This window comes from Streptomyces pristinaespiralis, from assembly GCF_001278075.1.
Lineage (GTDB): Bacteria > Actinomycetota > Actinomycetes > Streptomycetales > Streptomycetaceae > Streptomyces > Streptomyces pristinaespiralis.
This window is the reverse complement of record NZ_CP011340.1, coordinates 1,468,020-1,478,109: the sequence shown is the minus strand read 5'-3', so window position 1 is coordinate 1,478,109 and position 10,090 is coordinate 1,468,020. Positions and strand designations below refer to the sequence as shown.

Annotated in this window: 9 protein-coding genes; all 9 read left to right on the top strand. The window is 71.1% G+C overall.

The features are described 5' to 3' along the window. Positions 1–165 precede the first annotated feature (165 nt). Positions 166–1,113 (top strand): beta-ketoacyl-ACP synthase III, encoded by a 948-nt coding sequence (locus SPRI_RS06120; RefSeq protein WP_005309364.1) that lies wholly within the window; start codon positions 166–168, stop codon positions 1,111–1,113. Between the two features lie 25 nt (positions 1,114–1,138). Further along, positions 1,139–1,612, top strand: coding sequence for an NUDIX domain-containing protein (locus SPRI_RS06115; RefSeq protein WP_037773266.1), 474 nt, complete (start codon positions 1,139–1,141; stop codon positions 1,610–1,612). Between the two features lie 309 nt (positions 1,613–1,921). Further along, on the top strand, positions 1,922–2,599 hold the full coding sequence (locus SPRI_RS06110) for a GntR family transcriptional regulator (protein WP_005309360.1): 678 nt from the start codon (positions 1,922–1,924) through the stop codon (positions 2,597–2,599). Between the two features lie 402 nt (positions 2,600–3,001). Next, positions 3,002–3,988 (top strand): hypothetical protein, encoded by a 987-nt coding sequence (locus tag SPRI_RS06105; RefSeq protein WP_005309358.1) that lies wholly within the window; start codon positions 3,002–3,004, stop codon positions 3,986–3,988. Further along, positions 3,985–4,557: a hypothetical protein gene (locus tag SPRI_RS06100; protein ID WP_005309356.1), complete on the top strand. Its 573-nt coding sequence runs from the start codon at positions 3,985–3,987 to the stop codon at positions 4,555–4,557. Before SPRI_RS06105 ends, SPRI_RS06100 begins: the two co-directional genes overlap by 4 nt. 303 nt (positions 4,558–4,860) lie before the next feature. Then, the gene (locus SPRI_RS06095; protein WP_053556749.1) at positions 4,861–6,042 is read left to right on the top strand and encodes an ROK family transcriptional regulator; all 1,182 of its coding nucleotides are present in this window, start codon (positions 4,861–4,863) and stop codon (positions 6,040–6,042) included. 277 nt (positions 6,043–6,319) lie between these two features. Continuing rightward, positions 6,320–7,834 (top strand): sugar ABC transporter ATP-binding protein, encoded by a 1,515-nt coding sequence (locus SPRI_RS06090; protein ID WP_005309350.1) that lies wholly within the window; start codon positions 6,320–6,322, stop codon positions 7,832–7,834. Positions 7,835–7,840: 6 nt separating this feature from the next. After that, entirely contained in the window at positions 7,841–8,875 is a 1,035-nt protein-coding gene (locus SPRI_RS06085) for an ABC transporter permease (RefSeq protein WP_005309348.1), read from the top strand. 125 nt (positions 8,876–9,000) lie between these two features. Then, on the top strand, positions 9,001–10,047 hold the full coding sequence (locus SPRI_RS06080; protein WP_053556748.1) for a substrate-binding domain-containing protein: 1,047 nt from the start codon (positions 9,001–9,003) through the stop codon (positions 10,045–10,047). Positions 10,048–10,090 lie beyond the last annotated feature (43 nt).

Sequence of the window (10,090 nt, the reverse complement as noted above, 5' to 3'; positions counted from 1 at the left end):
TCGGAGGGTCAAGGGTCGCGTCACGCCGGGCCCCGCGGCCGCCGGGCACCCTTCGGGAAGCTCCAAAGTCCGGGGCGGGAAGCTGTGGGATCACGTGCCGCCGTACCGGTCGGTAGCAGCCAAGACTGGGTCTTTCCTGCTCACTGAGCGAGGAGAACGCCATCCATGACCGGCTCACGTGTCGTCGCGCTCGGGCACTATCAGCCCTCCAAGGTGCTCACCAACGACGACCTGGCGGCCATGGTCGACACCAGTGACGAGTGGATCCGCAGCCGTGCCGGCATCCGGACCCGCCATGTGGCCGGGCCCGACGAGCCGGTCGACGAGCTCGCCGCGCACGCCGCCGCCAAGGCGCTGGCCGCCGCCGGGCTCACGGCCGCCGACATCGACCTGGTGCTGGTCGCCACGTCGACCGCCGTCGACCGCTCGCCGAACATGGCGGCGCGTGTGGCGGCGCGGCTGGGCATGGGCTCGCCCGCCGTGATGGACCTCAACGTCGTCTGCGCCGGCTTCACCCACGCGCTCGCCACCGCCGACCACACCCTGCGGGCGGGCGCGGCCTCCCGGGCGCTGGTCGTCGGGGCGGACAAGATGGCCGACATCGTGGACTGGACCGACCGCTCGACCTGCGTCCTCGTCGGCGACGGCGCCGGTGCGGCCGTCGTGGAGGCCACCCCCGAGGGGCAGGAGCCGGGCATCGGCCCGGTGCTGTGGGGTTCGGTCCCCGAGATGGGACACGCCGTGCGGATCGAGGGCACCCCGGCGCGCTTCGCGCAGGAGGGCCAGGCCGTCTACCGGTGGGCCACCACACAGCTGCCGCCGATCGCCCGCAAGGTCTGCGAGCGTGCGGGCGTCGCGCCGGAGGACCTCGCGGCGGTGGTCCTGCACCAGGCCAACCTGCGCATCATCGAGCCGCTCGCGCAGAAGATCGGCGCCGTCAACGCCGTCGTCGCCCGCGATGTCGTCGACTCCGGCAACACCTCGGCCGCCTCGATCCCGATGGCACTGTCCAAGCTGGTCGAGCGCGGGGACATCCGGTCGGGCGACCCGGTGCTGCTCTTCGGCTTCGGCGGGAACCTCTCGTACGCGGGCCAGGTCATCCGCTGCCCCTGACGTCCGGGGCGGCACACTGAACGGCATGGTGGCGAAGCGGAGTGCCGGGCTGCTGCTGTGGCGGCGGCGGGAAACCGGTGTCGAGGTACTCATCGGGCACATGGGCGGCCCGTTCTGGGAGTCGCGCGACGAGGCGGCATGGTCGATCCCGAAGGGTGAGTACACCCCCGACGAGGAGCCGATGGCCGCGGCGCGACGGGAGTTCGCGGAGGAGCTCGGGCTCGAGGCCCCGGAGGGGCCGTGGCATCCGCTCGGCGAGGCGCGCCAGTCGAGCGGCAAGGTCGTGACGGCCTGGGCGCTGGAGGGCGACCTGGACACGTCCCTCGTCGTGCCGGGGACCTTCACCATGGAGTGGCCGAGGGGCTCGGGCCGGTTCAGCGAGTTCCCGGAGATCAACCGGGCGGAGTGGTACGGACTGGACGAGGCGCGGCGCAAGCTGGTCGGCGGCCAGCGGGTCTTCCTGGAGCGGCTGCTGCCGCTGGTCGGTGCCGACGGCTGAGGCGACCGGGGCGGGAGGGCCGGCCCGGTCGGTTCGCGGTGGCGAGGCGACGGGTCGGAGAACGGCCGGCGCGACCGGTTCGGGAACGGGGACTGCGACTGTTCGGAGAACGGCCGATGTGACCGGTTCGGGAACGGGGGCTGTGACCCGTTCGGAAACGGCCGATGTGACCGGTTCGGGACCCGGCGACGTGACCGGCGTCTCGGTGTCGGTCCCGATTGCGCTCGGTAGACTGTAGACGATAGCCAATTCCTCGATCGCTGTTGTCGTCCGTCACCGCCCGCTCCATCGCCCGGAAGGGGACCGCCGATGCTGTCCGCAGGACTGCCGCAGGGAACCGTGCCCAAACTGGAACGGCCCGGCCCGCTGCGTGAGCGCGTGTACGAGGCGCTGCTGGAACTGATCACCACCCGTGCGCTGCGGCCCGGCCAGCACCTGGTCGAGAGCGAGCTCGCCGGTCATCTCGGCGTCTCCCGCCAGCCCGTGCGCGAAGCGCTGCAGCGGCTCAACACCGAGGGCTGGGTCGATCTGCGTCCCGCCCAGGGCGCGTTCGTCCACGAGCCGACCGAGTCGGAGGCCGACCAACTCCTGTCCGTGCGCACGCTGCTGGAGGCGGAGGCCGCCAGGCTCGCGGCCGCGAACTCGGGCACGGCCGGCATCGAGGCACTCGAGGAACTGTGCGCCCAGGGGGAGCAGGCCGTCGCGGACGACGACGTCGACCTGGCGGTCGCCACCAACGCGGCCTTCCACGCCAAGGTGATGGAGCTGGCCGGCAACCTCGTCCTGGCGGAGCTCGCGGGGCAGGTCGACCGTCGGGTCCGCTGGTACTACACCCCCGTCGCCCGGCAGCGGGGACGCCAGTCGTGGATCGAGCACCGCGAACTGATCGCGGCGATCTCGGCCCGGGACGAGAAGCGGGCCACGGAGGTCATGCGGGCGCACACGGAGCACACCCGCAAGACCTACCACCAGCACGAACAGTCCTGACCCGGCGCCCGGGCCGGTGCCCGCGCCACCGGCACGGAGGGCCACGGCGGGGCGCTTGCCGACGCGCCGGGCGGCTGCCCCACGCGGACGTGCCGGGCGGCCGGCCCGAGCGGGCGCCGAGCCGCAACTCACGTCTTCATGGGCCCTGTTGAAGACGTAACCAGTCGCCGGATTGTGCTTGGCGCGACCGGAGGTACGGTTGAAACATAGAGGCGACGCCAACGCCTGATCCTGTCGGACAGGCGCGAGAAGCCCACTCGGAACCGTCAGAGGGTTTCCTCCGGGCTCGATGGGCTCCGATCTCGTAGACGCCAATTCTCGTCGTACACGACAGCGAACGACTGGTGGCGCCGGCGCACCGACCGGCGCAACTCGTTCGGACCCAGCCAGAGGAAGTCAGCCATGGTCCAGGTGCAAGGAACGGGGCAGAACGAAGCCGGGGTGCTCGGGGTGAGCGAGTCGGAGGACGGCGTCCTCGGATTCGGCAAGGTGTCCGGGAAGGCAGGCGTGGCCGGTGCGAACGACCATGGCGGGAACGGCGTGTTCGGCAGGGGCACCAGCGGAGTCGTCGGACACGGGCAGGCCGGGAACGGCGTCATCGGGGCGAGCGAGACGGAAGACGGCGTCCTGGGGATCGGGAAGGTCGCTGCCAAGGCGGGAGTGGCCGGCGTCAACGACAACGGCGGCAACGGCGTCCTCGGCAGGGGCCACAACGGTCTGTTCGGAGACGGGCGAGGCGCCGGTGGCAGCGGTGTCGTGGGGGTGAGCGAGACGGGGGACGGCGTCCTGGGGATCGGGAAGGACGCGGCGAAGGCAGGAGTGGCCGGCGTCAACGACAACGGTGGGAACGGTCTGTTCGGCAGGGGTCACAACGGTGTCGTCGGCCAAGCGATGTCGGGAGGCAAGGCGGGGTTCTTCGCCGGGGACGTGGAAGTCACCGGGGACCTGATCCTGACGGGAGGGGACGTGGCCGAGCAGTTCGCCGTGGCCGACGCTGCCCCCGACGTCGACGAGGTCGGTCCGGGTACGGTCGTCGTCCTCGACGACGACGGAGCGCTGGCGCCGTGCGTGCGGCAGTACGACTCGCGTGTGGCCGGCGTGGTCTCCGGAGCGGGCGACCGCGTGCCGGCACTCGTCCTCGACCGGGGCGGTGAGCCGGCCGAAGACATGGAGCGGCGGGACATCGCCGTCGTGGGCAAGGTGTGGTGTCGCTCGGACGCGTCCGACCGGGGCATCCGGGTCGGTGATCTGCTCACCACCTCTTCGACGGCAGGGCACGCGATGGCGGCCGTGGACCGTGATGCGGCGTTCGGCGCGGTACTCGGCAAGGCGCTGACACCGCTGAGTTCGGGCACGGGGCTGGTGCTCGCACTCGTCAGCCTTGCGTGATCGCTGCGGCGGCGATCCAGGAATCAGACCGCCATGGAAGCCCGGAGACCGTCGGGAAGGACATCGAGATGCCCCAACTACGAAGCGCCGTCCACAGTGCCCGCGACAGAGGTGTGCTGCCTCAGTTCCGCCCGGACGGAAACATCCGCATGATGGCACGCGCCCTCGATCTGACGGCGCCGATCTCCGTACGCTCCCTGATCCGGCTGCTTGACAGTCTGCATTTCGACACGCCGTCCGAAGGGCCTGTTGTCACGGTTCCGCACACCGCGAATCCACAGATTCGGGTGAGCCGGGAAGGATCCGGTGGCGGTGCGGTCTTCACCGTGGAGGGCACAGGATTCGAGGCGGGCAGCAACGTCAGAGTGCGAGTCGTGGACGATCAACTGCAGGAGACGAACTTCGGCGGGAGCGCCGATTCCCAGGGGAACCTGACCGCAAGGCAAGCCATCCCCTGCATATCCGGCCTCAGGCTCCACTTCACCGCCACGGACGGCCGAACGGTCCCCGCCACCGTTGATCTCACAGGCTTCCTGTGGAGCAACACCTTCGACATCGACTGCCCTTGACAGTTCGCCCGCCCCCGGACCCGGGCCGGCGCCGGCCGGGAACGTCGGTCGGCCTGGCCGATCGGGACCGCGGTCGGCAGCTGCCACGCGGTCCGCTGTCACAGGTCAGCCGGCGGCGGACCCCGCATGTGGCCCGAGCGAGCCATCAGCTTTGTCCCGGGTGTGGAGAAAGTTGGACCGGAACTGTGCTCAAGTTCTTCCCAGTTCGGTAAAGCGCTGCTACGTTCCCCTCGAAAGCTCGACGGACACAGTCGACCGGGTCCCCAGCCGAAGGCCAGGGGAGGGGAGGGGCACGTGAGACGGATGACCGCTCGACCCGCGAACGCGCATCAGGCGCGACTGCTCCGGTTGCTGCGTGACGGCGGGCCCAACTCGCGCGCGCAGCTGGGGGACCAGGTCGACCTGTCCCGGTCCAAGCTCGCCGTCGAGGTCGACCGGCTGCTGGAGACCGGACTCGTCGTCGCCGACGGGCTCGCCGCCTCCCGTGGCGGTCGCCGGTCCCACAACATCAGGCTCGCGCCCGCGCTCCGCTTCCTCGGTGTGGACATCGGCGCCACGTCGATCGATGTCGCAGTCACCAACGCCGAGTTGGAGGTCCTGGGGCATCTCAACCACCCCATGGACGTCCGCGAGGGCCCGGTCGCCGTCTTCGAGCAGGTGCTGTCGATGGCGGCCAAGCTCAAGGCCTCCGGCCTCGCGGAGGGCTTCGACGGCGCGGGCATCGGGGTCCCCGGCCCCGTCCGCTACCCCGAGGGCGTGCCGGTCGCGCCCCCGATCATGCCCGGATGGGACGGCTTCCCCGTACGCGAGGCCCTCAGCCAGGACCTCGGCTGCCCTGTCATGGTCGACAACGACGTGAACCTGATGGCCATGGGCGAGCAGCACGCCGGTGTCGCACGATCCGTCGGTGACTTCCTGTGCATCAAGATCGGCACGGGCATCGGCTGCGGCATCGTCGTGGGCGGTGAGGTCTACCGCGGTACGACCGGCAGCGCCGGCGACATCGGCCACATCCAGGTCGCACCCGAGGGCCGCGCCTGCGCCTGCGGCAACCGCGGCTGCCTGGAGGCGCACTTCAGCGGCGCCGCCCTCGCGCGCGACGCCGAGGACGCGGCGCGGGCCGGCCGGTCGGTGGAGCTCGCCACCCGGCTGGAGGCCGCCGGGCAGCTCACGGCCGTGGACGTGTCGGCGGCCGCCGCGGCCGGTGACGCCACGGCGCTGGACCTGATCCGTGAGGGAGGGAACCGCCTCGGCCAGGTCATCGCCGGGCTCGTCAGCTTCTTCAACCCGGGTCTCGTCGTGATCGGCGGCGGGGTGACCGGCCTCGGCCACACCCTGCTCGCGAGCGTACGGACCCAGGTCTACCGGCAGTCCCTGCCGCTCGCGACCGGCAACCTCCCCATCGTGCTGGGCGAGTTGGGGCCGACCGCCGGCGTCATCGGCGCGGCCCGGCTCATCAGCGACCACCTGTTCTCGCCGGCCTGACCGGGCCGGACGACCCGTAACGCACCACAGCACCACAGCACCGTCGCAACACCGAACGGCACCATCCGCACCACCCGCACGCCCCCGCACCACCCGGCACACCGCGCCGCGAACGGCGCCCCGCACTGGTCGCATGGCACCCCCAGGCCACGCCCGCTCCCACCCGTACGCCCCGGCACTCGTGACGCCAGGGGCGCCCCAGAGCCGCCCGTACCCGCTTCCGTACCCCCGTCCCGCCCTGCCCGCTCACCGGCCGCACCCGCCGAGGGGATTCGTCATGGCACCAGAACCACCCCTGCTCACCATGTCCGGCATCACCAAGTCGTTCCCGGGCGTCCGCGCCCTCGACGGTGTGGACCTCGAGGTCCAGGCCGGTGAGGTCCACTGCCTCCTCGGCCAGAACGGCGCCGGCAAGTCCACCCTGATCAAGGTGCTCGCCGGGGCCCACCAGCCCGACGGCGGAGAGATCACCTGGCGGGGCGAGGCCGTCTCCCTGAAGTCGCCCATCGCCGCCATGCGTCTCGGCATCGCCACCATCTACCAGGAACTCGACCTGGTGGAAGGGCTGTCCGTCGCGGAGAACGTCTTCCTCGGGCACGAGCCCACCTCGGCCGGTTTCGTCGTGCGCGGCGGGACCGCCCGCACCGCGGCCGCCGGTCTCCTCAAGCGGCTCGGCCATCCGGAGATCGATCCGTCACGGCTCGTCGGCGACCTCTCCGCCGCCCAGCAGCAGATCGTCTCCATGGCGCGCGCCCTCTCCCACGAGGTACGGCTCATCGTGATGGACGAGCCGTCCGCCGCGCTCGACCCGGACGAGGTCGACAACCTCTTCCGTATCGTGGGCGACCTGACCGCCGACGGCGTCGCCGTCGTCTACATCTCCCACCGTCTGGAGGAGATCCGGCGGATCGGCGACCGGGTCACCGTCCTCAAGGACGGCCGGGCCGTCGCGGTCGGCCTGCCGGCCAAGTCGACCCCGACCCGCGACGTGGTCGCCCTGATGACCGGGCGCAACGTCGAGTACGTCTTCCCCGAGCGTCCCGCCGCCGGCGCCGCCGCGGGCAAGGAACCGGTGCTGAGGGTCGAAGGGCTCACCCGGCACGGCGAGTTCGCCCCGGTGGACCTGGAACTGCGGCCCGGTGAGATCGTCGGCCTCGCGGGCCTGGTCGGCTCCGGGCGCAGCGAGATCCTGGAGACCGTCTACGGCGCACGCAGGGCCGACGGGGGCCGCGTCCTCGTCGACGGCACCGCCCTCAGGCCCGGCAGCGTCCGTGCCGCCGTCCGCGCCGGCATCGGGCTCGCCCCCGAGGAACGCAAGGCGCAGGGCCTGCTGATGCTCGAGTCGGTCACCCGCAACGTCTCCATCTCCACCCTCTCCCGTTTCTCCCGCGCGGGCTGGCTCGACCACCGTGCCGAGCGGGCCGCCGCACAACGGGCCACCAGGGAACTGTCGTTGCGGCCGGACAACCCCGACGCCCGCATCCGCACCCTCTCCGGCGGCAACCAGCAGAAGGCCGTCCTGGCCCGCTGGCTGCTGCGCGGCTGCAAGGTGCTGCTGCTGGACGAGCCGACCCGCGGTGTCGACGTCGGCGCCCGCGCCGAGCTCTACGCAGTGATCCGCCGGCTGGCCGACGAAGGCCTCGCCGTACTTCTCGTATCCAGCGAAGTGCCCGAAGTCCTGGGCCTCGCCGACCGGGTGCTGGTGCTCCGCGAAGGCAGCGTCGTGCACACGGCGGACGCCCGGGAGCTCGACGAGCACCGCGTACTCGACCTCGTGATGGAAGGGAGCTGAGACGGCATGACGCAGCCGGCCACCCCGGCGCAGCAGGACGCGCCGATGCCTGCCGCCAAGTCCGCACAGGACAAGGGGGGTTCACGCCGTCCGCTCGGACTGCGCCTCGATGTCCGCAATCTGTCCCTGCTCGGTGTCCTCGCCGTGCTGGTGGCGGTGGGCGGCATCACCAAACCGGACGAGTTCCTCGCGACGAGCAATCTCCAGCTCGTCCTCACCCAGGCGTCCGTCATCGGTGTGGTCACCGTCGGCATGACCTTCGTCATCACCAGCGGAGGGATCGACCTGTCCGTCGGCGCCATCGTGGCGCTCGCCTCGGTGTGGGCCACGACGGTGGCCACCCAGGAGTACGGCTTCACCGGCATCCTGTTCACCGCCGTGATCGTCGGCGTCGGCTGCGGACTGGTGAACGGCCTGCTCATCGCGTACGGCCGGATGGTGCCCTTCATCGCCACCCTCGCGATGCTCGCCTCCGCCCGCGGTCTCGCCCTGCAGATCACGGACGGCAAGACCCAGATCGTCACCGTCGACTCCGTGCTCGACCTCGGCATCAGGGACGCCTACATCCTCGGCATCCCGCCCCTGGTGCTGGTCTTCGCCGCGGTCACCGTCATCGGCTGGCTCGTCCTCAACCGCACCACCTTCGGCCGGCGCACCGTCGCCGTCGGCGGCAACGCGGAGGCCGCCAGGCTCGCCGGTATCGACGTCCGCCGCCAGCGGCTCTACCTCTACCTGCTGTCCGGCCTGTGCTGCGGCATCGCCGCCTTCATGCTGATCGTGCTGGCGGGCTCCGGCCAGAACACCAACGGCAACCTCTACGAACTCGACGCCATCGCCGCCGCGATCATCGGCGGCACCCTGCTCAGCGGCGGCCGCGGCACCATCGTCGGTTCCGTCCTCGGTGTCCTCGTGTTCACCACGATCACCAACATCTTCGCCCTCAACAACCTCGAGAGCGCCGTCCAGCAGATCGCCAAGGGCGCCATCATCGTCGCCGCCGTACTGGTCCAGCACCGGACCCTGCGCGGCGGCGACGCCTGACACCCCGCAGCCTGCGCGGCGGCCGGGCCTGACACCGCCGCCGCGCACCCCCTCCCGTCCCGACCGCAGCACCGCTCAGCCCGTCCAGCCTGTCCAGCCCGTCCAGTTGAAGGGGTAGACCCGCCATGCCAGAAACCCCGTCCACCAGCCGCAGAGGACTGCTCTTCGGCACCGCCGCGATCTCCGCCGGCGCACTGCTCACCGCGTGCACCAGCAACGAGCCCAAGAAGCAGGAGGCGGCCACCGACAACGCGCCCGTCGCCGACGACAAGCCGGGCAAGGCCGTCACCATCGGCTTCGCAGGGCCGCAGGCCGACCACGGCTGGCTCAACGCCATCAACCAGAACGCCAAGTCCCGCGCGGAGCGCTACTCCGACGTCACCCTGGAGATCACCGAGGGGTCCAACGACACGGCCGCCCAGATCGGCCAGGTCCAGACCCTGATCAACAAGAAGGTCGACGTCCTGGTGATCCTGCCGGCCGACGGCAAGGCCCTCACCCAGGTGGGTCTCCAGGCCATGAAGGCGGGCATCCCCGTCGTCAACCTGGACCGCATCTTCGCCTCCCCGCAGGCCTACCGTTGCTGGATCGGCGGCGACAACTACGGCATGGGCCTCAACGCCGGCAACTACATCGGCGAGCAGCTCAAGGACAAGCCGAACGCCAAGGTCATCGAGCTCGCCGGGCTGGACAACCTGGAGCTCACCAAGCAGCGCACCCAGGGCTTCGACGACGCCCTGAAGAACTACCCCAACATCAAGAAGGTCGCCCGCCAGGCGGCCGACTTCACCGTCGAGTCCGGCCAGGCCAAGATGGCCCAGCTCCTTCAGGCCCAGTCGCAGTTCGACGCCCTGTGGAACCACGACGACGACCAGGGCGTGGGCGCGCTGCGCGCCATCGCGCAGGCGGGCCGCAAGGACTTCCTGATGGTCGGCGGCGCCGGCGCGAAGTCCGCCATGGACGCCATCAAGGCCGACGACAGCGTCCTCAAGGCCACCGTCCTGTACCCGCCGACGATGGCGGCGTCCGCCATCGACCTCGCCCGCGCCCTCGGTCAGGGCAAGGGCGTCAGCGGAATGGCCGAACTGGAGATCCCGGCCTCCCTCACCCTCTACTCGGCCGTCGTCACCAAGGACAACGTCGACCAGTACCTGCCCACCGGTTTCAACTGACCGGAGGCGCGCCCGCCCCCACCGTGCACACCGACGAGACCGT